The sequence below is a fragment of the Sphingomonas sp. So64.6b genome (genome assembly GCF_014171475.1).
Classification (GTDB): domain Bacteria; phylum Pseudomonadota; class Alphaproteobacteria; order Sphingomonadales; family Sphingomonadaceae; genus Sphingomonas; species Sphingomonas alpina_A.
The window spans coordinates 2,946,038-2,972,049 of the sequence record NZ_CP048817.1; the positions used below are offsets into that span (position 1 = coordinate 2,946,038).

Annotated in this window: 24 protein-coding genes; 13 read left to right on the forward strand and 11 right to left on the reverse strand. The window is 64.5% G+C overall.

The features are described from left to right. The first annotated feature begins 47 nt into the window (after nucleotides 1–47). Entirely contained in the window at nucleotides 48–248 is a 201-nt protein-coding gene (locus tag G4G27_RS14180) for a hypothetical protein (protein ID WP_183109260.1), read from the forward strand. A gap of 391 nt (nucleotides 249–639) precedes the next feature. Here the strand turns inward: G4G27_RS14180 and G4G27_RS14185 are convergent, their stop codons facing one another. Then, on the reverse strand, nucleotides 640–1,038 hold the full coding sequence (locus G4G27_RS14185) for a hypothetical protein (RefSeq protein ID WP_183109261.1): 399 nt from the start codon (nucleotides 1,036–1,038) through the stop codon (nucleotides 640–642). Between the two features lie 93 nt (nucleotides 1,039–1,131). Continuing rightward, a complete protein-coding gene (locus tag G4G27_RS14190; protein ID WP_183109262.1) occupies nucleotides 1,132–2,613 on the reverse strand; it encodes a hypothetical protein in 1,482 nt (493 codons plus the stop codon). Nucleotides 2,614–2,980: 367 nt separating this feature from the next. Here G4G27_RS14190 and G4G27_RS14195 point away from each other — a divergent pair, with 367 nt between their 5' ends. From G4G27_RS14195 to G4G27_RS14220, 6 genes are all read left to right on the forward strand, one after another. Then, nucleotides 2,981–3,505, forward strand: a complete 525-nt coding sequence (locus G4G27_RS14195; RefSeq protein ID WP_183109263.1) for an EF-hand domain-containing protein — start codon at nucleotides 2,981–2,983, stop codon at nucleotides 3,503–3,505. Continuing rightward, nucleotides 3,465–4,235 carry an HAD hydrolase-like protein gene (locus G4G27_RS14200; protein ID WP_244624336.1) on the forward strand — a complete coding sequence of 257 codons (771 nt, stop codon included), beginning with the start codon at nucleotides 3,465–3,467 and terminating at the stop codon, nucleotides 4,233–4,235. The genes G4G27_RS14195 and G4G27_RS14200 overlap by 41 nt, the downstream gene beginning before the upstream one ends. 3 nt (nucleotides 4,236–4,238) lie before the next feature. Further along, complete coding sequence (locus G4G27_RS14205; protein WP_183109264.1) at nucleotides 4,239–5,045, forward strand: nucleotidyltransferase domain-containing protein; 807 nt, start codon at nucleotides 4,239–4,241, stop codon at nucleotides 5,043–5,045. Further along, the gene (tgt, locus tag G4G27_RS14210) at nucleotides 5,038–6,174 is read left to right on the forward strand and encodes a tRNA guanosine(34) transglycosylase Tgt (RefSeq protein ID WP_183109265.1); all 1,137 of its coding nucleotides are present in this window, start codon (nucleotides 5,038–5,040) and stop codon (nucleotides 6,172–6,174) included. The genes G4G27_RS14205 and tgt overlap by 8 nt, the downstream gene beginning before the upstream one ends. Before the next feature lie 53 nt (nucleotides 6,175–6,227). Next, nucleotides 6,228–6,434 carry a hypothetical protein gene (locus G4G27_RS14215; protein WP_244624337.1) on the forward strand — a complete coding sequence of 69 codons (207 nt, stop codon included), beginning with the start codon at nucleotides 6,228–6,230 and terminating at the stop codon, nucleotides 6,432–6,434. 159 nt (nucleotides 6,435–6,593) lie between these two features. Beyond that, entirely contained in the window at nucleotides 6,594–7,622 is a 1,029-nt protein-coding gene (locus G4G27_RS14220; RefSeq protein WP_244624338.1) for a cell wall hydrolase, read from the forward strand. 132 nt (nucleotides 7,623–7,754) lie between these two features. On the opposite strand, the gene G4G27_RS14225 is transcribed toward G4G27_RS14220, so the two are convergent. Both G4G27_RS14225 and G4G27_RS14230 read right to left on the reverse strand, forming a co-directional pair. Beyond that, nucleotides 7,755–8,114: a hypothetical protein gene (locus G4G27_RS14225; protein WP_183109266.1), complete on the reverse strand. Its 360-nt coding sequence runs from the start codon at nucleotides 8,112–8,114 to the stop codon at nucleotides 7,755–7,757. A gap of 183 nt (nucleotides 8,115–8,297) precedes the next feature. Next, entirely contained in the window at nucleotides 8,298–9,551 is a 1,254-nt protein-coding gene (locus G4G27_RS14230) for an N-acetylmuramoyl-L-alanine amidase (protein WP_183109267.1), read from the reverse strand. Nucleotides 9,552–10,058: 507 nt separating this feature from the next. Between G4G27_RS14230 and G4G27_RS14235 the strand changes: the two genes are divergently transcribed. From G4G27_RS14235 to G4G27_RS14255, 5 genes are all read left to right on the forward strand, one after another. Beyond that, complete coding sequence (locus G4G27_RS14235) at nucleotides 10,059–12,788, forward strand: ribonuclease E/G (protein ID WP_183113806.1); 2,730 nt, start codon at nucleotides 10,059–10,061, stop codon at nucleotides 12,786–12,788. Between the two features lie 356 nt (nucleotides 12,789–13,144). Beyond that, complete coding sequence (locus G4G27_RS14240; protein WP_183113807.1) at nucleotides 13,145–14,497, forward strand: M48 family metalloprotease; 1,353 nt, start codon at nucleotides 13,145–13,147, stop codon at nucleotides 14,495–14,497. Between the two features lie 139 nt (nucleotides 14,498–14,636). Continuing rightward, nucleotides 14,637–15,305, forward strand: a complete 669-nt coding sequence (locus G4G27_RS14245) for a DsbA family protein (RefSeq protein WP_244624713.1) — start codon at nucleotides 14,637–14,639, stop codon at nucleotides 15,303–15,305. 186 nt (nucleotides 15,306–15,491) lie between these two features. Then, nucleotides 15,492–16,436, forward strand: a complete 945-nt coding sequence (locus G4G27_RS14250; protein WP_183109269.1) for an ABC transporter ATP-binding protein — start codon at nucleotides 15,492–15,494, stop codon at nucleotides 16,434–16,436. Beyond that, nucleotides 16,433–17,209, forward strand: a complete 777-nt coding sequence (locus tag G4G27_RS14255) for an ABC transporter permease (RefSeq protein ID WP_183109270.1) — start codon at nucleotides 16,433–16,435, stop codon at nucleotides 17,207–17,209. The genes G4G27_RS14250 and G4G27_RS14255 overlap by 4 nt, the downstream gene beginning before the upstream one ends. A gap of 146 nt (nucleotides 17,210–17,355) precedes the next feature. Here the strand turns inward: G4G27_RS14255 and G4G27_RS14260 are convergent, their stop codons facing one another. The 6 genes from G4G27_RS14260 to G4G27_RS14285 all read right to left on the reverse strand — a co-directional run bounded on the left by G4G27_RS14260 (nucleotide 17,356) and on the right by G4G27_RS14285 (nucleotide 23,098). Next, nucleotides 17,356–19,224, reverse strand: coding sequence for a CocE/NonD family hydrolase (locus tag G4G27_RS14260; RefSeq protein WP_183109271.1), 1,869 nt, complete (start codon nucleotides 19,222–19,224; stop codon nucleotides 17,356–17,358). A 77-nt stretch (nucleotides 19,225–19,301) separates the two neighbouring features. Then, nucleotides 19,302–20,270: a class II fructose-bisphosphatase gene (gene glpX / locus G4G27_RS14265; RefSeq protein WP_183109272.1), complete on the reverse strand. Its 969-nt coding sequence runs from the start codon at nucleotides 20,268–20,270 to the stop codon at nucleotides 19,302–19,304. Nucleotides 20,271–20,349: 79 nt separating this feature from the next. After that, entirely contained in the window at nucleotides 20,350–21,138 is a 789-nt protein-coding gene (locus G4G27_RS14270) for a glutaminyl-peptide cyclotransferase (RefSeq protein WP_183109273.1), read from the reverse strand. Then, nucleotides 21,135–21,599 carry a nuclear transport factor 2 family protein gene (locus tag G4G27_RS24180; protein WP_183109274.1) on the reverse strand — a complete coding sequence of 155 codons (465 nt, stop codon included), beginning with the start codon at nucleotides 21,597–21,599 and terminating at the stop codon, nucleotides 21,135–21,137. Before G4G27_RS24180 ends, G4G27_RS14270 begins: the two co-directional genes overlap by 4 nt. 9 nt (nucleotides 21,600–21,608) lie before the next feature. Next, complete coding sequence (gene dapD / locus G4G27_RS14280; protein ID WP_183109275.1) at nucleotides 21,609–22,436, reverse strand: 2,3,4,5-tetrahydropyridine-2,6-dicarboxylate N-succinyltransferase; 828 nt, start codon at nucleotides 22,434–22,436, stop codon at nucleotides 21,609–21,611. Beyond that, entirely contained in the window at nucleotides 22,433–23,098 is a 666-nt protein-coding gene (locus tag G4G27_RS14285; RefSeq protein ID WP_183109276.1) for a pyrimidine 5'-nucleotidase, read from the reverse strand. The genes dapD and G4G27_RS14285 overlap by 4 nt, the downstream gene beginning before the upstream one ends. A gap of 278 nt (nucleotides 23,099–23,376) precedes the next feature. Here G4G27_RS14285 and G4G27_RS14290 point away from each other — a divergent pair, with 278 nt between their 5' ends. Next, complete coding sequence (locus G4G27_RS14290) at nucleotides 23,377–24,375, forward strand: LLM class flavin-dependent oxidoreductase (RefSeq protein WP_183109277.1); 999 nt, start codon at nucleotides 23,377–23,379, stop codon at nucleotides 24,373–24,375. Between the two features lie 137 nt (nucleotides 24,376–24,512). On the opposite strand, the gene G4G27_RS14295 is transcribed toward G4G27_RS14290, so the two are convergent. Beyond that, nucleotides 24,513–25,820 carry a sensor histidine kinase gene (locus tag G4G27_RS14295; protein ID WP_183113808.1) on the reverse strand — a complete coding sequence of 436 codons (1,308 nt, stop codon included), beginning with the start codon at nucleotides 25,818–25,820 and terminating at the stop codon, nucleotides 24,513–24,515. Between the last annotated feature and the right edge of the window lie 192 nt (nucleotides 25,821–26,012).

The window sequence follows — 26,012 nt, forward strand, 5'->3', positions numbered from 1 at the left end:
GCCGCATCGTCTGGACGCCGCCGCCCCGGCCCCGCTATCGGCACGCGATGAGCATCATCGCCACCATCATGAATACGTCCACCGGACAACCTATCCAGCGCATGACCTTCGGGCGCATGCCCAAGCCCTGGGCCTCGTTCAATCTCGAAACCGGCGAGCTCGTCACCGCCGACCGCGTCCATGTCGGCAAGCCCGCGCCGGGCAAGTTCGTCGCACCGGTCGAGGTGTGGGTCACGCCCAAAGGTTGAGCGGCGGCAAGCGATTCAACACCAACGTCACCTGTGCCAGCATGGAATCGGGCGAATATTCCGCTGAATCCCGTCCCGGCTCTTTGACATGCCCGGCTCTTTGACATGCCCGGCTCTCTGAAATGATTGCGAAAAATCGGGTCTCCCCGCCTATTCCAGCCGGAACAGGTGACGCCGGTCCTGTTATCACCTGTTATCGTGCTGTTATCGTGCTGTTATCGTGCTGTTATCGTGCTGTTACTCAATAACAGGTGAACAGCCATCAAGTTACTGAATACAGGCCATGAATTCCGGGTCGATTGCCGGCATGACAGCCAGAAAAAATTATTCCGCATAACAGGTAAAAACAGGACAGCGCGCAAACCTCGACCGGCCGCACCCGTTGCTGAACTTAGCAGGTTTTTGATTGGACTGCCGTATCCGCCTGGCTGTTGGGGCAGCCGTCGTTGATCCACACCGTCAGCGCGGCGATGATGTCGGCCTGGGTCGGCGTGTCGGTATTATAGGGTGGCGACGGCTGGGGCATCGGGCCGATCGATCCGGTGTTGGGATCGAACGCGCTGCCCGCCGTGCCCGACAGCGCCATGACGATGTTCGACGCGGCGGCATTGCCGACCTCGACGATCTTGAACCCGGGCACGCCGGGCATGTCCTGGGTAATGAACTGATTATAGTCCAGGTCCTCATAGAACACGCCGTGCGGCGCGAGCGCAGGCGTCAATCCGTTCGCCGCGACGAGCGCCGACAGGTTCTTCTGAAGGTCGGCATAGTTGCTGATCGTGATCGTCATGCTGGATCTCCTTTTCTTGCTCGATTGCGCTCAAGCGCGGGTTTGCATCGGTCGGTAGCGAGTGGTCAGTGCGGCAGGGTCAGTGCGGCAGGGTCAGTGTGGTAGGGGGAAGCCGGCCGGGTTCTGCGGCACGACCGGGCCACCCGGATAAGGGCGCACGGGTTCGGGGATGAAGGCGTTGCCGGTGGCCGCGATCACGCTGAAATCGCCGCCCTGGAACTGGCCCTGCGAACCATGGCAACCAAGGCAGCCGCCGGCGGTAAAGCCGACATATTTGCCGCCCTGCAGCTTGGCGACATGCGCGGTGTTCGGCCCCGGCACATTCTGGCTCGGGCCGCCCAGGCCGCCCTGGAAGAATTGCAACGTGTCGTTGGTCTCGGTGGCGAAGTTCGACAGAAAGAATTGCTGCGCCGGCACCGGCCCGCCGGGATCGTTCTGCACCACCGCCTGGACGCCGATCAGCTGATAATTGGCCCAGACATTGGTCGCCCCGAACAGGCTGCGAACCTGCGCCTGCATCGCCTGGTTATAGGCGACCAGGTTGAACGGGCTGCCCGCACCCGGAATGGGGAATTGCCGCGCCGCGGTAATCACGCCCGGATCGGGCAGCGCGCGCGGGTAACCGGCCGGCCCGGCCACCTGGGGGTTGGTGTTGATGAAGCGGAATCCGTTCGCCTCGTTGCTGACATGCTCGAACGTCGCGAAGGTGAAGGTCGGGACGTTGGGCGTCTTCTGGATGATGTGCAGCGCGATCAGCAGCAATATGTCGTTGTTCGCGACCAGCCCGCCACTCGCATTCTTGGTGTAGTAAATGCCCTTGGTCCAATGGAACGCGTTGAGATTGTCGAGCTTGCTGTCGTAACGCCGCCAGGTCGCCTTGATCTCGATCGCCCCGCTCGGCAGTTCGAACGGCGTGCCGGTCACCGGCATGTTGGTGATCTTGGCGATCGCCTGCGCCTTGGCCTTGCGCCGCGTCGCCGCATTGTTGAACTGCGTCGTCTTCAGGTAATTGAAGATGACCGGATTGCCCTTGGCCTCATAGACCAGGCTCGCCTTGGTCTGCGCATCGAGGATCTGCTGCTGTTGCGCCGGCGTCGGATTAGGAAAGGATTTGCTCAGCGCATCCGCGGCGACCGCAAACGGCGTATGATACATGTTGGCCAGCGTGATCTCGCTCGCCTCGTCAAGGTTGTTGAACAAGGTGAGGCTGGTCTGCGGCGTCGCCTTGGTGATGGTCGTCGCTGCGCCATATTGATAGGCTGGCGCGGCATTCGGATCGGGCAATATGTTGCCGCCGCCGGTCGCATAGGTCGGGTAGAGCTCATTGCGGTGATAGAAGGTCTCCCACACCGTGACGCCGCCCGGCCCGGTCGCGCCCGACACATCGGTCGGTGATGGCTGGCCACGGAAATACCCCGATGACGGGACCGCTGGATTGACCTTTGCCGGCCAGGTCAGCGCGATGAACTCCTGCCAGGCGAATTGCGCCGCCTGCTGCGGATCGGCGGGATTGGCGATATCGGTCGGCACGGTCGCGCTGAACGCCGGCGCGGTTGCGGTTGCGCTGGGCTTCACGTCGTCCGTGGCGTCGGATCGACTGCAGCCACTCAACACCACGGTACCTAGAAGCATGGCTGGAATCGCCATTCGCGACAGTTGCCGGCCAGAATTGATAAAGAAATCATACATCATGTCTTGCCCCACCAGGTGACAGCGACCGAGTCGACCATGCGACTATTTTCGATGCCGGCGAATTTCTGCGATCGCGCCGACTATTTGTCCACCGCAACACGAGCCATCTTGGTTCTATACTGACGAACAAGGCGCAATCCGCGATACTTACCCTCGTGCATGCCGCGCGTGCGAACGCGCTATCGCGATCACCAACAAACCGGCTATCGCTGCCATGGCCATCGGCCCAGCCAGCCGTGAAAGGACCAAGATGCGCCGCCTGCCGCCCGCTTCCTTACTGCTTGCCTGCCTGCTGATCGGCGCCACCGTCCCGGCCTCGGCACAACAGGCGCAACCGATCGGCATCGCCCCGCCCGGCCCCGGCTCCAGCACTGGCCAGCCGGCCGCGACGATCGTCGCCGAGCCGGTCGCGCTGTTGATCGCCGCGTGCGACGCCAATGGCGATGCGCGCGTCACGGCGGCCGAACTCAGCGCCTTTATCGCCAGATCCTTTGCCGCCACCGAAGGCGCCGGAACCGGATCGATCGGCTACATCGCTTATAGCGACTGGGCGCTGAAATGGCTCGGCGACCGCAACGCCCTGCCCAGCCCCTTCTCGGTCGATGCCGATCATGACGACCGCATCACGCTGCCTGAGATGCAGGACCAGTTCGCCCGGTTGTTCGCGCGCTTCGATGTCGACAAGGACGGTGTGGCGACACGCGCCGAGCTGCTGACGATCAAATCGGGCCTGCGTGATCCGGTCGGCCGGGGCAAACGCGGCGGCAAGCCATGACCGCGTGACCGGCATCATGGACGGGCCCGATTGCGAGCCGGGCATGGTGGCGGTATCGAGCCTGATGCCCGTGCCGCGTTACAAGATGGTGATCCTGGATTTCGACGGTACGCTCGCGGACAGCGGCGACTGGTTCCTGTCGATCTCCGACCAACTGGCCGACCGCTTCCATTTTCGCCGCGTCCGACCCGAAGAGGTCGAGATGCTGCGCGGACAATCGAGCCGCGAAGTGATCCGCTACCTCCGAGTGCCGCGCTGGCGGCTTCCGGCGATCGGGCGCTATGTCCATGCGCTGCTCGCAACGCAGATCGACCGCATTTCGCTGTTCGACGGCGTCGCGGCGATGATCGAGACACTTGCCGCGAGCGGCGTCCGGCTGGCGCTGGTGACATCCAATTCGCAAGCCAATGCCTGCGCCATTCTCGGACGCGAGATCACTGACCGGATCGAGCATTTCGAATGCGGCGCGTCGCTGTTCGGCAAGGCACGGCGCTATCGCCGGGTGCTGCGTCGCGCGAAGCTGCCCGCCGATCAGGTCTTCTCGATCGGTGACGAAACCCGCGACATCACCGCCGCGCGCAAGGCCGGGATCGGTTCCGGCGCGGTGATGTGGGGTTACGCCAACCGCGTCGCCCTGGCCCGCCTGTCACCGGATGCGATGTTCGAAACGCCGGGTGAGGTGCTCGACCTGGTGCTGGGCCGGCATCGCAACCCCGTGCCGACCGCCTGACCGATGCGCGCTATCCCGGACAGCTTCGACCCGGCGGTGGTGACCGCGATCGACGCGCGGCTCGATGCGGTCGCGCGCGATGAACATGTCGCGCTGCCGCTGGTCGTTGAAAGCGGCAGCCGCGCCTGGGGATTCGCTTCGCCCGATAGCGATTATGATTGTCGCTTCATCTATGTCCGGCGACGGCGCGATTATCTCGCGCTGTGGCCAAAGCGCGACGTGATCGAAACGCCGCTCGACCCCGTGCTCGACGTCAATGGCTGGGATCTCGCCAAGGCGCTGCGGCTGATGGTCAAAGGCAATGCGGTTGCGGTCGAGTGGCTGCGCTCGCCAATCGTCTATCGCGGCGACCCGGTGTTCCGCGATGCGCTCGACGCGTTCGCGAACGACCATATGCCGAGCGAGGCGGTGCAGAGCCATTATCTGCATCTTGGGCTGCAACAATGGGCCCGGCATGGCGAGGGCGTCACATCGGGCAAGAAATTATTCTACGCGCTGCGCCCGGCGGCAGCGCTGCGCTGGAGCCGGTTGCACGACCAGGCCTTGCCGCCGATGCACTTTCCCACGCTGATGGCCGAAAGCGATCCGCCCGCCGATGTCGCGGCGATTGTCGCCGATCTCATTGCGCGCAAGGCAGAGACCCGCGAACTGGGCGCAGCGGTCATTCCAGTCGAGATCGCCGCGTTCATCGAAACCGAATATGAACTGGCATCCGGCCGTCAGCGCGAAGACCGCGCCGACGACCGCGCCAGGGCCGCCGCCGATGCGCTGTTCACGACCCTTTTGGAACGATTTTCTCCCGATGACTAAACCCCGTTTCGACTTCACCATCCACGCCACCGACGGCAAGGCGCGTAGCGGCGAGGTCGCGATGCGGCGCGGCACGATTCGCACGCCCGCTTTCATGCCGGTCGGCACCGCCGCGACGGTCAAGGGGATGAAGCCCGGCGATGTACGTGCAAGCGGCGCCGATATCATCCTCGGCAATACCTATCATCTGATGTTGCGGCCCGGCGCGGAGCGCGTCGCACGGCTCGGCGGCCTGCACGGTTTCATGGGCTGGGACCGGCCGATCCTGACCGATTCGGGCGGCTATCAGGTGATGAGCCTGTCCGACCTGACCACCCGGTCGGAGGATGGCGTGACCTTCAAAAGCCATCTCGACGGCACGCGCCATACGCTCAGCCCGGAACGCTCGATCGAGATCCAGCGGCTGCTCGGCTCCGACATCGTCATGGCGTTCGACGAACTGGTTCCGACCACTTCGACGCGCGAAGTGCAGGCGGCAGCGATGGCGCGTTCGATGCGCTGGGCGAAGCGCAGCCGCGCCGCGTTCGATGCGGGCGGCGAGCATGCCGAGGGCGCGGCGCTGTTCGGTATCCAGCAAGGCGCGCTCGACCCCCGGCTGCGCGGCGAGAGCGCCGGCGCGCTGATCGAGATCGGTTTCGACGGCTATGCGGTCGGCGGCCTTGCGGTCGGCGAGGGGCAGGAAGCGATGTTCGCCTGCCTCGACTTCGCGCCGGGGCAATTGCCCGAAGACAAACCACGCTATCTGATGGGCGTGGGCAAGCCCGACGATATCGTCGGCGCGGTCGAACGCGGCATCGACATGTTCGACTGCGTGCTGCCGACCCGCTCGGGCCGCACCGGCCAGGCGTTCACGCGGGCCGGGCCGATCAACATCCGCAACGCGAAATTCGGCGAGGATAGCGGCCCGCTCGACCCGGCCTGCGCCTGCCCGGTCTGCGCGACCTGGAGCCGCGCCTATCTCCATCATCTGGTGCGCGCGGGCGAAATGCTTGGCGCAATGCTGATGACCGAGCATAACCTGTATTTCTACCAGGCGCTGATGGCCGATTTGCGCGCGGCGATCGTCGAGGGACGGCTCAAGACCTTCGCCGATGCGTTCAGGACGGGTTATATGAACAAGGGTCAGTGAAGATTGGCCAATGAAGATTGGGCGAGAAGACCGACGACGTGAAGGATGATGGCGTGAGTGACGACAGCGTACCCGAGATGAACGAGATCGAAGCCGCGGCGCGCGAGGCGAAGCGCGCGCGCGAGGCGGCGGATGCGAGCGTCGAGGCGCGCGAGGACGGCGGCAACTGGCCGATCCTGCCGATCAGCATCGGCGTCGGTTCGGCCGCACTGGCGGCGGCGCTGCTCTACGCCAACCGGTCGCGCAAGAAGCGCGACTGACGCGCTCGACGGCGCGCGCCTTCGTCGAAGAATTACCTTAACCATCAAGTGTTTCGCCGCGGGACGGCGCGAAATCGGGGGCAGCCTGTTAAGGGCCTGTGCGCTATGCGGGCGCGATCGAACTCGATGTGAGTCGATATTGGCCCAAAGGCGCGCTGCTTGACGCTGGAGATGATCACCAACTGGTTGCGGATGCGGCGGCTCGGCAAGCTCGGCATCGTCGGGATCGTCGCGTTGATCTTTGCCGGCGTCTCGGCGCATGCGGCGATCCGCGCGATCGTCGAGCAAAGCGCGCCGCCGGTGACGGTCGCGCCACGCCCGGCCGGCTATGAGGCCGAGGATCATTTCCCCGGCGCCGCTTATCTCTATGTCGCCGATGAGAACGCCGCGCCCGCCAAGGGCACGACCGGCACCGCTGCGCTGCCCGACCTGCCTTTGCCGCCCGAGGCCGCGACGCTTGCCGCCGATACTTCGGTCCAGGCCGCCGCACCCTTTTCGATGCGCTTCGCCAGCGCGACCGATCGCGGCCGCGCGCTGCAATGCCTGACCGCAGCGATCTATTACGAAGCGGCGAGCGAACCCGATGCGGGGCAGCAGGCGGTCGCGCAGGTGATCCTCAACCGCGTGCGCCATCCGGCCTTTCCGGCGACGGTGTGCGGCGTGATCTATCAGGGGTCGGAACGCACCACCGGATGCCAGTTCAGCTATGCCTGTGACGGATCGATGGCGCGTATACCGTCCAAGGCCTATTGGAACCGCGCGATGCGCGTCGCCGCCCAGGCGCTCAACGGCGGCGTCTTTGCCCCGGTCGGCATGGCGACGCATTACCATACTTATGCGGTGACCCCGTCGTGGAACCGCAGCCTGGTGATGACCGCCGCGATCGGCGCGCATTTCTTCCATCGCTGGCAGGGTTATTGGGGCACGCCCGGCGCGTTCCGTCAGGTCTATCGCGGCGGCGAACCGCTACCCGGCCCGCATCCGCGCGCCGAGATTCACGCCGTCACGCTGGCCGCCGCCGCGGCGGTGCCGCCTGCGCCGCGTACCGCGCCAGCGTCGATCCAACCGGCCTATGCGCAGAGCGGCATGCCGACCGGCGGTTACGTTCCGGCCGCCGCGCCGACTGCGTTGCCGGGAGATTCGCAAATCCTCGATCGCTGGAAAGATTCGGGCAAACCACTGCACTGATTCGCGCCATCCGCGCTACCCCCTCCCCGTTCGTGCTGAGCTGGTCGAAGCACTGTTCTTCTTCCGCCCGTGCAAAGAAGAACGGCCCCGCCATCGCTGGCGGGGCCGTCCGGTCTTGTCAGTGTCCGGCGCTTAGTAGCGGCGGCCCTGACGGTCGTGCTTCTGGATCTTGATCCGCTGGCTCAGCGCATCGAAGCGGCGATCGAGATCGCGGCGCTCGGCGATGGTCAGGCCGGGGCGGCTGCGGCGATACTGCGCCTCCAGATTGGTGAGTTGACGAAACTGCGCCTTCAGCCGGCTTGCTTCGACCCGGTTAAGCGCACCGGAGCGGATGCCCTGATCGATCCGGTTGTACAGGTTTGCCTGGCGCTGATTGATGTTCTGCCACTGACCCTGGCCATGGGCCTGCGGATAAGGGGCGGCGGTGGCGGCGACGGGCAGCGCGGTTGCGGCAAAGCCGAGGCTCGCGATCAAAATGGCGATTTTCTTCATAACCCTCACTCCTTTTACTCGGCCGATCTCGTTGGCCTGAAAGGGGTTATGAAACTCATGTGTCGCGCGGATGTGCCAGCGATGCGAATAAAGTGTCGCAAATTTTGCCGGCACGCGCAGCGCCGTTCATCTTGCGGGATTCGCCGGGGAGGAGGGCGCGTTTCCCGCCCTTGACGGGAAGACTCAGTTGGACGCCAGCCGCCGCGCGAAATGGACCTCGACCGCACGCCGTACGCTTTGCGCGATGCGCTTGCGGCCATCGGGCGAATCGATGAACGCGGCATCGCTGGGGTTGGAGATATAGCCTGTCTCGAACAGGATCGACGGCATGTCCGGCGCCTTGAGCACGACCAGCGATGCCATGCGGTGGAAGTTCGCCTTGACCGGAATCAGCGGCTGCGCTTCGCGGCCGAGCAAGCGGGCGAAGCTCGCCGAACTGTTCATCGTCTCGCGCTGCGTCAGGTCGATCAGGATCGACGAGATGTCGGTCGTCGTATCGCCAAGGTTCACGCCCGAGATGATGTCGGCCTTGTTCTCGCGCGCCGCAAGCCGCGCCGATTCCTTGTCGGAGGCGACTTCGGACAAGGTGTAGACCGATGCGCCGCTGGCCAGGCCCGCGCCGACGCTGTCGCAATGGATCGAGATGAACAAATTCGCCTTCAGCTTGCGCGCGATACCATAGCGTTCCTGCAAGATCAGGAAGCGGTCGTCGTCACGCGTGAGCGCAACGCGCACTCGTCCCGAGCGCAGCAATTCGTCACGGATCGCCCGGGCGATGCGCAGGGTCACATCCTTTTCGCGCAACCCGCTATCGGGCGAGATAGCGCCGGGATCGACCCCGCCATGGCCGGCATCGATCACCACCAGCGGCCGGCTGTCGTCGCCATAGACGGTCGGCAGCAGCATCGTCTTGCTTGGCTTGGGCACGGGGATAGAGAGTTCGTAGCGGCGCGGCGCGGCAGCGGCGGTGAAGTTGCTGAACGGCGGCAGAAAGCTCATCCGTCCTTCCGCGGCCGCGCGTGCGAAGCTCGCATCGTCGACCGTGCGCAACTCCAGCGTCAGTTCACGGCCGTCGCTCGCGAAGCTCCCCTCCGTGACGATCGCCGGCTGCGAGAGATCGAAAACGACCCGCGCGCCCTGCTCGCCGCGCGCAGCCTGACGCACCGCGCGGATCGGTCCGCCGGCATCCGTCCGGCCACCCGGGGTCGCACCGGTGATGTCGAGCGCGATACGATTGGGTCCGGCGAGCATGAACATCGACGCATCGACCACCGCCGCATCGAACTTAACCACGATCCGGTCGTGCTTGACCTCGACACGCTCCACCGACGCCGCCCAGCTGGGGGTGCCGGCAAGCCAGCATGCCAGAAGGGTCAGGAAGAAGGACACACGAGCGTAATGCCGCGCCGATAGTGGCGCGGTCCAGCGAAAATACATGGGCGGGGGGTCCCATTCGAACAACAATGACTATCGCTTGGCTAAACCACCGCCCCTTCCAACACGGTGAAGCGACGGGGTTAACGCGTCGTTGGGCACGATATTGCCGGACAGCCGGCCCGAACGTGCCGGTTGCTGCGCGCAACGACCGGTGCTAGATGCGAAATTGCACCGGCAAGCGCATAAGTTCGCGCCCAATCCGGTCTACTTGGCCGCCCCTCTCTGGGCGCGGCCCTTCCAGGTTGAAGTTCGCAATGACGCATTTCCTTTCCCGCCCCCACCGACCGGTTCCGACCGGCGGGTTTGTGGGCGTGTCAGGTGCCACGGGCCATGCGCCCGGGCGTGCGCTGCGAGCAGAGGCACATTTCGACAACAGCGGCACGTTCAGGCCAGGCGGCGTTTCCGCCGGGCAGGACGGCCATTACAATCGCGCGCGGCCATCCCGGCCCAGCCTTTACCAGCTGCATCCCGGACCGCGCGCCCGGAGAATAGTCAATGACCACGCGTATGCTGATCGACGCACGCCACCGGGAAGAAACCCGTGTGGCGGTCGTCAAAGGGAACCGGATCGAGGAGTTTGATTTCGAGTCCGCCGAGCGCAAGCAGCTCAAAGGGAATATCTATCTAGCCAAGGTTACCCGGGTTGAACCGTCGCTGCAGGCGGCGTTCATCGATTATGGCGGCAATCGTCATGGTTTCCTGGCGTTCAGCGAAATCCATCCCGATTATTACCAGATCCCCAAGGAAGACCGTGACGCGCTGCTGCGCGAAGAGGCGGAGCATGCCGCCGAGGAAGCAGCACTTCGCGCCGAACTGGATGCCCAGGACGAGCTGCACGGCGACGATTATGACGACGAACATGACCATGGCGATCACGACCATGATCACGAAAGCGAGATCGACGAAGATACGGTAGAGCGTTTCGAGGATGATGGCGGCGTCGGCGCCGAAGTGGCGGCCGAAGAGGGCGGCCGTTCGCGCGGCCGTCGCAAGCGCAGCGCATCCGACGACGCGGTCGACGATTTGCGCGAACGCCGCATGAATCTGCGCCGCCGCTACAAGATCCAGGACGTGATCCGCCGTCGTCAGGTGCTGCTGGTCCAGGTCGTCAAGGAGGAGCGCGGCAACAAGGGTGCGGCGCTGACCACCTATTTATCGCTTGCCGGCCGCTATTGCGTGCTGATGCCCAACACGTCGCATGGCGGCGGGATCAGCCGCAAGATTTCGAACGCGGGCGACCGCAAGCGTTTGAAGTCGATCATGGCGGACATGAAGCTGCCGCCGTCGATGGGCTGCATCGTGCGCACCGCCGGCCTGCAGCGTACCAAGGTCGAGATCAAGCGCGACTTCGATTATCTCGCCCGGCTGTGGGATGGGATCCGCGACACGACGCTGCAATCATCGGCGCCGGCGCTGGTCTATGGCGACAGCGACCTGATCAAGCGCGCGATCCGCGACATCTATAACCGCGAGATCGACGAGGTGATCGTCGAAGGCGAGGACGGCTATCGTCACGCCAAGGACTTCATGAAGCTGCTGATGCCGAGCCATGCGCGCAAGGTGAAGCATTATTCCGACCCCGTGCCGCTGTTCCAGCGCGCGCATGTCGAGGATCAGCTTGGCGCGATGTACCATCCGGTGGTGCAGCTGAAATCGGGCGGCTATCTGGTGATCAACCCGACCGAGGCTCTGGTGTCGATCGACATCAACTCCGGCCGGTCGACGCGCGAGCATTCGATCGAGCAGACCGCGACCGCGACCAACCTCGAAGCGACGCAGGAAATCGCACGCCAGTTGCGCCTGCGCGACATGGCTGGCCTGGTCGTGATCGACTTTATCGACATGGACAACGGCTCCAACGTCCGCAAGGTCGAGAAGGCGATGAAGGAGGCGTTGAAGAACGATCGCGCCCGCATCCAGGTCGGCCGCATCTCGAGCTTCGGCCTGATGGAAATGAGCCGCCAGCGCCTGCGCACCGGCGTGCTCGAAGCATCGACCCGCCAGTGCCCGCATTGCGAAGGCACCGGTCTGGTCCGTACCGCATCGTCGTCGGGCCTGTCGGCGCTGCGCATGATTGAGGATGAGGCGGCACGCGGCCGCGGTTCCGAAGTCACGTTGCGCGCGAGCATGGAAGCGGCCTTCTACCTGCTCAACCGCAAGCGCGCGGAACTGGCCGAGATCGAGGATCGCTACGGCGTGAAGATCGAAGTCGCGCCGGACGGCGAACAGGAAGGCGCACGCATGGCGGTGGAGGTCTCCGGACCGCCGCCGGCCCATGCCCCGCGCTTCGACGCGCCGATCGAGGATCTCGACGATGATATCCCCGAGGATATCGAGGACGAGATCGACGAGGTCGAAGAGGAAGAAGCCGAAGCGCCGCGCCAGGCACGCGAACCGCGTGAGCGCGGCGAGCGGACCGAACGCTCGAGCGACGATGAAGGCAGCTCGCGCCGCCGTCGCCGCCGCCGCGGGCGTCGCGGTCGCAACCGGCCCGAGAGCGATGGCACGCCAGAGGGCGATGCCGAGGCTGCACGTGTCGCCGCGGAAGACGATGCCGAGGATGCCCTTGAGGACGCCGAAGCAACAACCGAGACCGGTGATGTCGAAGCGATGGGCGACGCGCCCGCCGGCGACGGCGAAGGCCGTCGTCGTCGCGGACGCCGGGGCCGTCGCGGCGGTCGTCGCACCGAGGGTGAGCGGACCAACGAGGCAGGCGACGTGATCGCCACCGACGAGGCCCCCGACTCTGTATCAGCCGAAGAGCCGGCCGAAGAGCTAGTGGCCGAAGCCGAGCCGGTCGAAGCGCCGAAAAAGGGTCGTCGCCGTCCCAAGGCGCGCGATGCCGCCGAGGCACCGGTGATTGTCGCCGAGACCCCGGTCGAAGCGCCGGTCGCTGAAGCCGAGGCCGAAGCACCGGCCAAGCCGAAGCGGGCGCGCAAGCCCAAGGCAGCCGCGGTCACGGTCGAAACCCCGCCCGCGGCACCGGTTCCCGAACCGGTTGCCGAGGAACCGGCGGCCAAGCCGAAGCGGCGTGCCCCGCGGAAAAAGGCCGGAGCGGCAGCCGAAGCGGCGCAACCCGATGAATCCGATATGCGGGCCATCCCGCTCGCTGACGGACTAGACGGTGCGGCCCCTGCCGATGCGGCAACAGGCCCGGACGATGCGGCCAATGATGCCGATCCCGGCGAGGCCGGTTCGACGCGTCGTGGCTGGTGGCAGCGCACCTTCGGGGCGTAAGCCTGGTTCGCTTTAGGGCGAGAGGATCAGTTAGCGGCGGTGAAGGCGATATGCCTTTGCCGCCGTTTCCTTGTTGGCCGCGCGGTTGTGTCTTGATCGCCGATAGTCCCCCTCTCCCTTCCGTCGCTTCGCTCCTCCCTCCCTCTCCCACAAGGGGAGAGGGAATTAGGAAGCGCGATTCCTAAATCTCCTCTCCCCCTATGGGAGAGGAAGGGGGCCCGCGCGCAGCGTGGGAAGGTGAGGGGACTGAGGACATGATCACACCACACCTCCCCTTCACCCCATATTCACCCCCACCAGACCACACCCCGCCCTTCCCCGTTGCCACAACCGGAAGAAGTGTCGATATGTCGGGCATGAAGCGTTTCATCGCTGGTCTGGCGGCCTCCATCCTGCTCTGGGCGCAACCCGCTTATGCACAGTCGATTCTGCGCGATGCGGAAACCGAGGCGATGTTCAACGACATGTCGCGGCCGTTGATCATCGCCGCCGGCCTGAGCCCGCGCAACGTCCGCGTCGTGCTGATCAACGACGATTCTATCAACGCCTTCGTCGCCGGCGGGCAGACCGTCTATGTCCATTCGGGCCTGATCCAGGCGGCCGACAACGCCAATGAAGTGCAAGGCGTGATCGCGCATGAACTCGGTCATATCGCGGACGGCCATGTCGTGTTGCAAAGCGACGGCGCACGGCCCGCGATGGGCATATCGATCCTGAGCATGGTCCTTGGCCTGGCGGCGATCGCGGCTGGCGCGGGCGAAGCCGGGATGGGCATCATGCAGGCCGGCCAGCAAGCGGCGATGGGCAAGTTCCTGTCCTTCACCCGAGTGCAGGAATCGACCGCCGACGCGGCCGGCGCGAAGTATCTCAACGCGGCGGGGATCAGCGGCCGCGGCATGATCAGTTTCTTCAAGAAGCTGCAGAACGAAGAATATGCTTACGGCATGGGCAATATCGACCCCTATGCGCAAAGCCATCCGCTGAGCGGGCAACGCGTCGCCAACCTGACGCACGACCTGCAAATGGGGCCGGCCTGGACCGCCAAGCCGGACCTGCCGCTGGAAGAACGGTTCAAGCGCGTCAAGGCCAAGCTGCGTGGTTATGTCGCCGATCCCAAGACGACGATGAATATCTTCCCGGAAACCGACCAGAGCGTCTACGCGCATTATGCCCGTGCCTATGCCTGGCATAAGGCGGGGTACCCGGAAAAAGCCGATGCCGAATCGGCGGCGCTGCTCAAGGCGGATCCGCACGATCCCTATTTCCTGGAGATAAGGGGTCAGATCCTGCTTGAGGCGGGCAAGCCGGCCGAAGCGCTGGCGCCGCTGCGCGAGGCAACCAACCGGTCGGACAATTCGCCGTTGATCGCCACCACCTTCGGCCATGCGCTGATCGCGACCGACGACAAGGCCAATTATCCCGAGGCGGTGAAAGTGCTGCGTCAGGCGGTCGCGCGCGACGACCAGAACCCGTTCGCCTGGTATCAGCTCGGCACGGTCTATGATCGCACCGGCGACCAGCCCCGCGCGATGCTGGCGACCGCCGAACAGGCGAGCATGAACGGCAATTCGCCGATCGCCGCTTATACCGCGCGCGGCGCCATGGCGGGCCTTACCCCCAACAGCATCGACTGGATTCGTGCGCAGGACATCGCGATGACCGCGCAGAACGACATCGATGAAAATCCGAAGAAATTTAAGCGCCGATGATCTCGGCCGATCTGGAAAAGCAAAATCGCCGATGATTGATCGCCCGACCGAAAATAGACTGACTGGAAATAGACTGGCCGGAAATCGCCTGGCCATCGCCGGCGCCGCCCTGCTTGCCGCGCTGATCGGCGCGGCGGCGATGTGGGGCTGGCAGCGTGCCGCGCCGGGGTCGCTCGGCGCGGCCGATACGGCGCGAGTCGAGGCGGTGGTGCGCGACTATGTGCTGGCTCATCCGGAGATCATCCCGGAGGCGATGGACCGGCTACGCGATCGCGAAATGGGCAAGACGATCGCCGCGAACCGCAAGGCGATCCTCGAACCCTTTGACGGCGCATGGATCGGCAACCCCAAGGGCGACGTCACGCTGGTCGAATATTTCGATTATAATTGCGGCTATTGCCGCGCCAGCCTGCCGACCATCGCGCAGCTGATCGAACGCGATCCGAATGTGAAAGTGGTATTCCGCGAACTGCCGATTCTCAGCGAGGAAAGCGTCGTCGCGGCAAAGCTGAGCCTGGCCGCCGCCGCGCAAGGCAAGTTCAAGGTCCTGCACGACGCGCTTTATGCCGGTGGCCCGCTGACGCCGCAGAGCATGGCGGCGGCGGCCAAACAGGCCGGTCTCGACATGACCAAAGCGGCCGCGATGGCGCCTCGTGCGGAGGCGGAGATTGCGGCCAACCGCGGCATCGCGCAGCAACTCGGCATGAACGGCACGCCAAGCTGGGTGATCGGCAACAAGGTCGTATCGGCCGCGCTGCCGCTCGACGAACTGGAAAAGGCGGTCAAGGCGGCGCGCGAGAAAAGCTGAGAGTCTTCTCTGTTTTTGAAAATGCGCTGAAGGCGCATTTTGCGGTGCCGCGAATTTTCAAACAGGCTGACCGCTTGGTATGAAAATGCGGGGAAGGCGGAACGGCATCGTCTTTCAAAAAGCGATGGACCCGATTGAAGCCCGGCATGCCGCGCCCTACCTAAGGCCCATCCTGAAGGGGGCCTAGTGAACACCATTCTTTCCGTCAGCGGCGTATCCAAGACCTATGGGTCGGGGACGACCGCGCTGCATTCGGTCGACCTCGACATCGCCAAGGGCGAGATCTTCGCGCTGCTCGGGCCCAATGGCGCGGGCAAGACGACGCTGATCAGCATCATCTGCGGCATCGTCACGCCCTCGACCGGTACCATCACCGTGATGGGTCATGACGCGATTAGCGAATTTCGCGCCGCGCGCCGGCTGGTTGGGCTGGTGCCGCAGGAATTGTCGGTCGACATGTTCGAAACCGTGCTGGCCACGGTCAGGTTCAGCCGCCGCCTGTTCGGCCGGTCCGGAAACGACGCCTATATCGAGCAAGTGCTGCGCGACCTGTCCTTATGGGACAAGCGCGACGCGAAGATCCGGGAATTGTCCGGCGGCATGAAGCGCCGCGTGCTGATCGCCAAGGCGCTGAGCCACGAGCCCGATATCCTGTTCCTCGACGAGCCGACCGCCGGCGTCGATGTCTCGCTGCGCCGCGACATGTGGAAACTGATCCACCGGCTGCGCGACAAGGGCACGACGATCATCCTGACCACCCATTATATCGAAGAAGCCGAGGAGATGGCCGATCGGGTCGGGGTGATTGACAAGGGCAAATTGATCCTGGTCGAACGCAAGGCCGAGCTGATGAAACGGCTGGGCAAGCGCGAGATGCTGATTTCGCTGCAGGATCCGATGAACACCATCCCCGCCGAACTGGAGGAATGGCACCTCGAGCTGGAGGATGAGGGCAAGACCTTGCGTTACGTGTTCGACGCACAGGCCGAGCGCACCGGGATTCCGTCGCTGCTGCGCAAGCTCGCCGAGCTTGGCATCGGCTTCAAGGACCTGGAGACGAGCAAATCGTCGCTCGAGGATATTTTCGTCGACCTTGTTGCCCAGGGTCAGGCCGAAGGGGTTGCGGCATGAACGGGCATAGCTTCAATGCACATGGCGTGTGGGCGATCTATCGCTTCGAAATGGCGCGCTCGTTGCGCACCTTGTGGCAAAGCCTGGTCACGCCGGTGATCACCACGTCGCTCTATTTCGTCGTATTCGGCGGCGCGATCGGCAGCCGCATGCAGACCGTCGACGGGGTCGGCTATGGCAGTTTCATCGTGCCGGGCCTGATCATGATGTCGCTGCTGACGCAGAGCATCTCCAATGCGTCGATCGGCATCTATTTCCCCAAATTCACCGGGACGATGTATGAGCTGCTCTCGGCACCCGTGTCGGCGATGGAGATGGTGCTGGGTTATGTCGGCGCGGCGGCGACCAAGTCGGTGATCCTCGGCCTGATCATCCTGCTCACCGCGATGCTGTTCGTGCCGCTGCCGATCGCGCATCCGTTCGCAATGCTCGCGTTCCTGGTGTTGACCAGCGTGACGTTCAGCCTGTTCGGCTTCATCATCGGCGTCTGGGCCAAGGGGTTCGAACAACTGAACTTCGTGCCCGCTCTGCTGATCACGCCGCTGACCTTCCTTGGCGGCGCCTTCTATTCGATCAGCATGCTGCCCCAGCCCTGGCAGACGGTCAGCCTGTTCAACCCGGTGGTCTATCTGGTCAGCGGATTCCGCTGGAGCTTCTTCGACAAGGGCGATGTCAGCGTCGGTATCAGCCTGGGCGTGACCGCGCTGTTCATGATCCTGTGCCTCGGCGCGATCGGGTGGATTTTCAAGACCGGGTATCGGCTTAAATCTTGATCCTCCCGGCACGGGGAGGGGAACCGCCCGCTTCTTCAGCGGGTGGTGGACGGGGCGCTCTCCACGAGCGCAGCACTTGCGGCCCGGCCCCCTCCACCATTCGCTTCGGCTCATGGTCCCCTTCCCCCGGTTCCCGGGGGAGGAATTTACTTGATCACCGGCAGCACCACCTTCGATCCCGTACACACACTCTGCGTCGCCTTGACGAAATCGCCCGGTTTCGCGCGCGCGATGTTGGGCACGAAACTTTGCGGGTTGCGGTCGATCACCGGGAACCAGCTCGACTGGATCTGCACCATCAACCGGTGCCCTTTGAGGAAGACATGGTCGTGGTCCTTGAGCGGCACATCCCATGCCGTCACCTTGCCCGGCACCAGCGGCTTGGGATCGGTGCCGCTGGCGAGGAACCGGCCGCGCCTTACCTCCATCGCGATCGGCAGCTGATAACCGCCCAGTTGCTGCGTATAGGCGCCAAGCGGCGCGCTATTGTCGAACGGCGCATAATCGTCAGGCAGCACATCGATCAGCTTGACCACGAAATCGCTGTCTGTGCCGGTGGTCGCGGCCATCAATTGCGCGACGATATTGCCGGTCACCGTCAGATTCTCAGATAACGGCGCGCTGACATAACTCAGCACATCGGGGCGATGGTCGACGAAGCGCTGGTCCTCGGCTTCCCACCAGCGCCATTCGGGGCGGGGATAGGTTTTCGAGATCGGGCGTGGACGGAACGGCACCGGATTGGCCGGGTCGGACAAATAATCGCGACACGCCTCCCCGGCGGCGGGCGCGGTGAAGGACAGCGAGCCGTCGGCATGAAGGTAGAGATCGGTCGCCTTGGCCTCGGCCGGCGGCCAGCTCTTATATTCCTTCCAGGCGTTCGATCCCGACTGGAAGCTCTTCATCTCGAAATTCGGGCGCTGCCCTTTGCCGTGCAGCCAATAGGCGAAGAACGGCGCCTGGATCGTGTCGCGGAAATCCTTGCCGCTATCGCCGCCGAGCGGCACGCGGCCGATCATCGAGGTATTGCCCTGCCACCCGCCATGCGCCCAGGGGCCGGCGACCATCTGCGCCAGGTGATCGGGGTCGTTCTGCTTTTGCCGCGCATAGATTTGCCACGACCCCCACGGATCCTCCTGATCCCAATAACCCGCGACATTGAGCGTCGGCACGACCGTCTTGCCGAGCGAATCGGTCCAGCGCTGGTTGGTGTAGAAACTGTCGTGATTGGGATGGTCGAGCAGCGCCGTGAACATCGGCGAGCGGCCCTTGAATTGCGCCTTGTCGATGCCCTCGGCGGTGCCCATGCGCAGGAACCAGTCATAGGTGTCGAGCGTGTCGTATTCGGGTCCGACATCGTTGGTCTTGCTCAGTTGCAACGACCCGACCCAGTCGGTCGCATAGCTCAGCCGCAACGCGCCGTTGCGATGCAGATCGTCATTCTGCCAATAATCGATCCACGCCGCCTGCGGACTGACCGCCTTCAGCGCCGGATGCGGCTTGGCCAGCGCAACGGCGGCGGCGAAGCCGGGATAGGACACGCCCCACATCCCGACCTTGCCGTTATTGCCCTTCAGATTCTTCACCAGCCAGTCGATCGTGTCATAGGCGTCGGTCGCCTCATCGGTCGCTTTACTGTTCTTCGGATGGACGGCGGTCGACAGCGTGAACACGCCGTCCGATTTGTAACGTCCGCGCATCGATTGGGCGACAAAGATATAACCGTCCTGCATCAGCGCAGCGTAACTGCCCGGCACGGTCGCGGGCGCGACATCGGGCACGCCATAGGGCGTCCGCTGCAGCAGGATCGGCAATGGTGCCGTGGCATCGCGCGGGCGCAGGATCACGGTCTGCAGCTTCGCCCCGTCGCGCATCGGGATCATCACTTCCTCGAAAGTGAAGGCCGATTGTACCATGGGGGCAGCAGCGGGCGAGGCCTGCGGTCGCGCCGGGGCAAGCGGCGCAATGATGGCGGCCGATGCCGCCGCGATCGAAAGGAAACCGCGAATCCGCATATGCATCACCCCAGATGTGAGTGACAACTAAAGGCGCACGGCTATTCTCTGTCAATTGAGCGGATTACGCGCCGCCGTCAGATCCGGTGTTCGCCCTTCACCCAGCGCACCGTGCCGGAGCTGGCGCGCATCACCACGCTCTCGGTGGTCATCTTGCCGCCCTTGCGCTTGACCCCGGCGAGCAGCGACCCGTCGGTCACGCCGGTCGCGGCGAAGATGCAATCGCCCTTGGCCAGTTCGGTCAGGTCGTACTGCTTGTCGAGATCGGTCACGCCCCATTTCGCGGCGCGGGCGCGCTCGTCATCGTTGCGGAAGATCAGCCGGCCCTTGAACTGACCGCCGACGCAGCGCAGCGCGGCGGCGGCAAGCACACCCTCCGGCGCACCGCCCGACCCCATATAGATGTCGATCGTGGTATCGGGATTGGTCGTCGCGATCACGCCGGCGACATCGCCGTCACCGATCAGCATGATGCCGACGCCAAGCCCGCGCAATTCGGCGATGAGCTTTTCATGGCGCGGCCGGTCGAGCACGCACGCGATGATCTGCGAGGGGTCGACACCCTTCGCCGCGGCAACGGCCTTGATGTTCTCGGTCGGGCTTTTGTCGAGGTCGATGATGCCGTCGGGATAGCCCGGGCCGACCGCGATCTTTTCCATATAGACGTCGGGCGCGTTGAGCAGCCCGCCTTCTTCCGCGATCGCCAGCACGGCGAGCGAATTGGGGCCCGCGGTGGCGCAGATCGTCGTGCCCTCGAGCGGGTCGAGCGCGATGTCGATCTTCGGCCCCTTACCGATCGCCGACCCGACCTTCTCGCCGATGTAGAGCATCGGCGCCTCGTCGCGCTCGCCTTCGCCGATCACCACGGTGCCGTCCATGTACAGTTCGTTGAGCGCAGCGCGCATCGCCTCGACCGCAGCGGCATCGGCGGCTTTCTCGTCGCCCCGCCCGACCAGCGTCGACGCGGCAACCGCGGCGGCCTCGGTCACGCGGACCATTTCGAGCACGAGGACGCGGTCGAGGACCTTGCTGGCGGTGGTAGTCATGGAAATCCCCTCTAGAATCTTTGACCGCGCGGATAGGCGGCGCGTGTTGCAATGTCGAGACAGGAGCTGGGGTCGGGCCTCAGCGCGACCGGCGCGCACCCTTTGCCCGAACCTTCTTCGGCGGCGCGATCTCGAACAGATAAGGCCATTCCTTGCCGGTCACGAACAAGCGGCGGCGCACCTTGTCCCAGGCGATGCCATTGGCGACCTGATTCTCGCCCCGCACGCCGGCACGGGCATGCAGCGCCGAAAGATCGATCCAGCCGATGACATGGCCGCTTTTGGGATCGATCCGCGCGATGCGGTCGGTCAGCCAGATATTGGCGAGAATCTCGCCATCGACATATTCGAGCTCGTTGAGCTGCTCGATCGGCAGGCCGTTCGCGGTGACACGGAGCGTGCGGCGCTGGCGGAAAGTGCGCGGATCGAGAAAGCGCAGGGTCGATGTGCCGTCGGACATGATCAGGCTGGTGCCATCCGAGGTCAGCGCCCATCCCTCACCTGGATAGCGGAAGCTGCCGAGCTTCCTGAAGCCGTCGATCGACCAGCGGAAGCCGATGCCGTTCTTCCAGGTCAGGCTGATGATCTGACCACCCCATGGGGCGATCCCTTCGCCGAACAGCGGCGGCTCCACCGCGACGCTCGACCGGACCCTGCCGCTGTCAAGATCAACCTTGCGGATGCCGGATCGCCCGACCTCGCCAGTGCTCTCATAGAGCGCGCCATCGAGATAGAAGAGCCCCTCGGTATAGGCGCGCGGATCGTGCGGATAGGTGCGCACCAAAGCGGCCGGGTCGATCGGCACTTGCTGCGCGATCGCCGGGCCGGCGGCGAACAGTGCCGCTGTGAGGAGAAGCCATCGCCTCACGCCGCAGGCACCGTGTCGCGAACCCAGAAATTGCCGCGCTGATGCGTGACGATCAGCGTCATGGCATCGACCTTCCACCCGTCGGGCGTGCGCACGAGATGGTGGAGATACGTGCCCCAGACCTCCCATAACGGCTCGCCATTGCCCTCCATGCGGTTCCACGCATAGCCGGCCGACTCCACATCTGCGGTATCGCCGGTGAGTACCACCTGATGGTTGGTGCGCATATGGAAGCTGGTCTTGGCCGCGGTCAGATTCGTCGTCCAGGCCTGGACTAGCGCGTCGCTGGAGATTTCGGCCGCAGGCTGACCGGACAGCGAGCTGAAATCGGCGGTCAGCCGGTCGGCGAAATGGGATCGCGCCGTCACCCAGTCCTTTCCATCCACCGCCCGGTCGATCGCATCGACGACGCGGATGATTTCGGCGATGGTCTGGCTGTCGGAGGCATGGCTGTCGGGCATGATCTTTCCTCAGTCGCGCAACAACTCGTTGATGCTGGTCTTGGAACGGGTCTGCGCATCGACGCGCTTGACGATCACCGCGCAGTACAGGCCGGGCTTGTCGCCGCCGCCGCCAGTGCTGCCCGGTACGACCACCGAATAGGGCGGCACTTCGCCGCGAAACACTTCGCCGGTCGCGCGATCGATGATCTTGGTCGACGCGCCGAGATAGACGCCCATCGACAACACCGCGCCCTCGCCGACGCGCACGCCCTCGGCGACTTCCGCGCGCGCACCGACGAACGCGCCGTCACCGATGATCACCGGATCGGCCTGAAGCGGTTCGAGTACGCCGCCGATGCCGGCACCGCCCGAAATATGCACGCCCTTGCCGATCTGCGCGCAGCTGCCGACCGTCGCCCAGGCGTCGATCATCGACCCTTCGCCGACATAGGCGCCGATATTGACGAAGCTCGGCAACAGCACCGCGCCCTTGCCGACGAACGCGCCGCGGCGGACGATCGCGCCCTGCACCGCGCGGAAACCGGCGTCGCGGAATTCGGCTTCGCCCCAGCCGCTGAACTTGGACGGCACCTTGTCCCACCAATTGCCGTCCGCCGGACCGTTCGACATCAGCACATTGTCATTGAGACGGAAGGACAGCAGCACCGCTTTCTTGAGCCATTGATTGACCCGCCAGCCGCCCGCGCCATCGGGCTCGGCAACGCGCGCGGTGCCGGCATCGAGCATCGCCAGCGCTTCCTCGACCGCCTTGGGCACCGCGCCGACCGTGGTGAAGCCGAGATTGTCTCGATCGTCCCAGGCGGCCTCGATCACGGATTGCAGATGGTCGGTCATTGGGCCTCCAAAACGGCTTGCAGCCAGTGCGTGATGTCGTGGGTGGTGAAATCGATATAACTGCGGTCGCTGTCGACTGCTTGTTCCGAACCATTATCGACCCACACCGTGGTCATGCCGATCGCCTTGGCCGGCGCGAGGTTGCGCGCCATATCCTCGACGAACAGCGATTGTGCGGGATCGAGGTCGAATGCCGCGCACAGCCCGGCATAAGCCGATTCCTGCGGCTTTGGCGCGAGGTCCATTGCATGGATGTCGTGGATCGCCTCGAACGTTTCGCCAAGACCAAGCCGACCGAGCACGCGCGTCGCATAGGGCGTATCGGCGTTGGTGAAGACCAGCTTGCGCCCCGGCAGCTTCGCGATCGCGGCGGCGAGGGGCGCGTTTTCCTCAAGCACGTCCATTTCGATATCATGGACGAAATCGAGGAATTCGTGGGGATCGACGCCATGTTCGGCCATCATACCCGCAAGCGTGGTGCCGTGGCCGTGGAAATAGCCCTTCTGGATGCGCCGTGCCTCGACCAGATCGACGTCGAGACGCTGCGCGATATAGGCGCCCATCTTCACATCGATCCGGTCGAACAGCTTCGCGCTCGCCGGATACAGCGTGTTGTCGAGATCGAAGATCCAATTGCGGATATGGGAAAGGCGTGGGTCCATATGCGAACGGGCTCTAGGCTGGCGGCCCGCATGGGGCAAGGCGGTGCGCCATCCTCGCCGTCATGCTGAACTTGTTTCAGCGTTCGAGCTTTGGCTTGCCCCCGGCAAGCCAAGACTATGTCCGGGGGACATAGTCTCGCTCGAACGCAGGCGCGGCCAGATGACCCAAAGATGATAGCTGTTTGGCTGGCGACCGCGCCTGGATGCTGAAACAAGTTCAGCATGACGAAGTAAATCTTTGACTGGCGAACCCCCGCATCCCTCCCCATCTTCCGCCCATGACAGCCTATTCCCTGCTCGATCTCGTGCCCGTCGTCGAAGGCGGCACCGTGTCCCAGGCGCTCGCCAACGCCGCCGATCTCGCTCAGCACGCCGAAGCGCTTGGCTTCAGCCGCTACTGGACGGCCGAGCATCATGGCATGACCGGCATCGCCAGCGCCGCCACTTCAGTGGTGATCGGGCATGTCGCCGCCGCGACCAGCACGATCCGCGTCGGTGCCGGCGGGATCATGCTGCCCAATCATTCGCCCCTGATCATCGCCGAGCAGTTCGGCACGCTCGATGCGCTGTTCCCCGGCCGGATCGACCTCGGACTTGGCCGTGCGCCAGGGTCGGACCAGAAGGTCGCGCGCGCCATGCGCCGCACGCTCGAAACCGACTCCAACGCCTTTCCGCAGGACGTGCTGGAACTGCAAAGCTATTTCGCCGATGACGGCAAGACCGGGATCAGCGCGACGCCGGGCGCCGGCGCGAAGGTCGACCTGTGGATCCTCGGCTCAAGCACGTTTGGCGCGCAGCTCGCTGCGGCACTCGGCCTGCCCTATGCTTTCGCCTCGCATTTCGCGCCCGACGCGCTCGATGCGGCGATCGCCATCTATCGCCGCGACTTCCGTCCTTCGGCTGCACTGGCGAAACCGCACGTCATGGCGGGCTTCAATATCTTCGCCGCCGACAGCGACGAAGAAGCCGAACTGCTCGCCAGTTCGCAGCAACAGGCGTTCGTTGCCCTGCGCACCGGCAATCCGGGCAAGATGAAACCGCCACTCGCCGGCTATCGCCAGTCGCTCGGCGCCCAGGGCGCTGCGATTCTCGATCATGTGCTGCAATGTTCGGCGGTCGGCAGCCCGGCCACAGTCGCGCGCGGGATCGCCGCGTTCATCGAACGCACCGGCGTGGACGAAATCATGGTGGCGAGCTCGATCTACGATCACGACGCGCGCAAGCGGAGTCTCGAGATCACCGCCGAAGTGATGAGCGAACTGAAAGTGGCCGCATAAAATTCCTCCCCCGCAGGGGGAGGGGGACCGCGAGCGAAGCGAGGGGTGGAGGGGTGTGCCAAGCAGTGTTCCGCCTGTGGAAAGCCCCTCCACCATTTGCTGAAGAAGCAAATGGTCCCCTCCCCTCCGGGGAGGAATTAGTTGGCCGCCGGCAATCTCAACCGCACCAGCAAACCACCCAGATCCTCGCTCTCCTCAAGCGACACGGTGCCCTCGTAAATCTCCGCCACGTCGCGCACGATCGCCATGCCCAACCCGGTGCCGGGCTTGCCCGAATCGAGTCGCACACCGCGGTCGAAGATGCGCACGCGCTGTTCCTCGGGGATGCCCATGCCGTCATCCTCGATCAGGAATTCGACGAAGCCCGAATGCTGGCCGACCGTGACGAACACGCTGCCGCCGCCATATTTCGCGGCGTTCTCGATCAAATTGCCGAGCATCTCATCGAGATCCTGCCGCTCGACATGGACCTGCAGCGTCTTCGGCCCGGCAATGTCGATGCGGACGTGGCGATAGAGCCGCGCGACGGCGCGTTCGACCGATTCGAGGCTCGGCCAGACATCGGCGCGGCTGTGCGCCGATCCGCGCCGGCCGACCGCGCGGGCGCGCGCAAGGTGATGGTCGACCTGGCGCCGCATCGTCCGCGCCTCGCGCACCACCGTCTCGCCGAGATCGTCGGCCTGTGCCGTCGCGGCGTTCATGATCACGGTCAGCGGCGTCTTCAGCGCATGCGCCAGATTGCCGGCATGACGGCGCGCTTCCTCGGCCTGACGCTCGTTATGCGCGATCAGGCCGTTCAGTTCCTCGACCATCGGCGCGACCTCGATCGGCATCGCGCGCTCGATCTGGCGCGATTTGCCGGCGCGCATCCGCGCAATCTCCTCGCGCACCTTGCGCAGCGGCCATAGCCCGTAAAATGTCTGCAGCGCGGCCATGACGAGCAAGCCGACACCAAGCAGCGCGAAGCTGCGCACCAGCGTCCGCCGTAACGCACTGATCTGCGCGTCGAGCCCTTCGCGGGTCTGCGCGACCTGAAAACGCCAGCGGATCGGCGATCCGGGCAGTTTCACATCGCGTTCCAGGATACGCAGCTTCTCGCCGTTGAACTGAATGCTGTCGTAACTGTGGATGCCGAGATCGGTGTGCTTCGACCCGAAAGCGAGACGCCGGTCCCATAGCGAGCGCGACGGAAAATCCTCACGCCCCGTGGTGCTGACCTGCCAGTAAAGCCCCGAATAGGGTTCGAGGAAGCGCTGATCGGCGGGTTCGCGGTTGAACACCACTTCGCCGTCCGGACCGATCTCGGCCGAGACGATCAACGCGGTCAGGACATATTCGAGCTGGTCGTCGAAATTGCGCGTGATCGCGGAGGACAGCACGCGATCGAGCGCAAAGCCGCCGCCAGTGAGCAGCAACAGGATCCACGCCGCGGCGATCAGGATCATCCGCCGGCTGAGCGAGCCGGTGGTGCGGACATAACCGCGCCCGAGCGGGGTTTCGGGTTCGATCGTGGCGGGAGCGTTCGCCCCCTCCTCTCCGTTCGCCCTGAGCTTGTCGAAGGGCTGTTCTACTTCTTCCACGGTCAGAAGGAGGAAGAACGGTGCTTCGACAAGCTCAGCACAAACGGTGAGAGGGCG